Origin of the sequence: Frankia sp. AgKG'84/4, from assembly GCF_023242965.2 — a bacterium.
GTDB lineage: Bacteria > Actinomycetota > Actinomycetes > Frankiales > Frankiaceae > Frankia.
Genome location: NZ_JALKFU020000811.1, coordinates 1 through 1,048, shown reverse-complemented (window position 1 = coordinate 1,048; position 1,048 = coordinate 1). Strand labels below are relative to the sequence as shown.

At 75.3% G+C, this 1,048-nt stretch carries 2 protein-coding genes; one reads left to right on the top strand and one right to left on the bottom strand.

All coding sequences use genetic code 11. From position 1 onward, the window contains the following. Positions 1 to 197 precede the first annotated feature (197 nt). The gene (locus MXD58_RS25395) at positions 198 to 761 is read right to left on the bottom strand and encodes a TetR/AcrR family transcriptional regulator (protein WP_248837089.1); all 564 of its coding nucleotides are present in this window, start codon (positions 759 to 761) and stop codon (positions 198 to 200) included. A 93-nt stretch (positions 762 to 854) separates the two neighbouring features. Between MXD58_RS25395 and MXD58_RS25390 the strand changes: the two genes are divergently transcribed. Then, positions 855 to 1,048, top strand: a 194-nt coding sequence (locus MXD58_RS25390; RefSeq protein ID WP_250610184.1) for an SDR family NAD(P)-dependent oxidoreductase, incomplete at its 3' end; no start/stop codon positions are given.

The window sequence follows — 1,048 nt, the reverse complement described above, 5'->3', positions numbered from 1 at the left end:
CCACAGGCCGGGGCCAGCGGGCGCGCAGACCGGCCCTGAGCAGGTCGACCAGTCGGTCGACCCCGGGCGGACGCTGGCGGGTCCGGTCGCGGCCGAGGGCCCGCTCGTCCTCGTGCAGCAGTCGCCCGGGACCCGACGAGCGTCCCGCACCTCCCGGCAACGAGGCGCCCCGATCGGATCTCCCGGGGACGGCCGGGTCAGCGGGGGCGCAGGCCGTCCATGAGCAGGTCGAGCAGGCGGTCGACCTGGTCTCGGTCGCGGCGCTCGGCGGTGGCCAGCGAGACCCCGGAGAGGCTGACCAGCACGTCGTCGGGGGCGACGTCCGCGCGCAGGGTCCCGTCGGCGCGACCGGCGCCGAGCAGGGTGGCGACGGCGCCGGTCAGCCGGTCGCGGCTGCGGGCGAACGGGTCGCCGCCGGAGGCGATGAGCGCGCGCAGCGCGTCGCCCATGCCGCGCTTGGTGCCCATGTAGTCGACGAAGTGGCTCATCCACGCGCGCAGCGCCCGCTGCGCGGGGGCGGCGGCGAGCAGGTCCTCGACGCGGTCGCAGAGCCGGTCGAGTTCGCCCTGGTAGGCGGCGTCGATGAGGGCCTCACGGGTGGGGAAATGCCGGTAGAGCGTGCCGATGCCGACGCCGGCCTGCCTCGCGATCGCCTCGAGCGAGACAGCCGCCCCCTCACGTGAGAGCGCCTGGACCGCGACGGACAGGAGCCGTTCGCGGTTGCGGCGGGCGTCGGCGCGCAGCGGGCGTTCGCTCGCCATCCCACCTCCCGGGAATGATACGGAGGAACCTCCGGTTAGCCTGGGACGGCAAGCGGAGGAACCTCCGATTCATTCTACCGACAGGGGACGTTCATGATCGCCCCGATCACCACCCCGTTCGGCGCGGAGTCGACGGCCGCCGAGGTCATCGACGGCATCGACCTCACCGGCCGGCGGGTCATCGTCACCGGCGGCGCCTCCGGTATCGGCGTGGAGACCGCGCGGGCACTCGCCGGCGCCGGCGCCGAGGTGACCCTCGCCGTGCGCGACACCGCGGCCGGCGAGCG

What these genes read in the sequence shown, in the direction of transcription:
- MXD58_RS25395 (WP_248837089.1), bottom strand. Translation starts at nt 761, where the DNA reads ATGGCGAGCGAACGCCCGCTGCGCGCCGACGCCCGCCGCAACCGCGAA.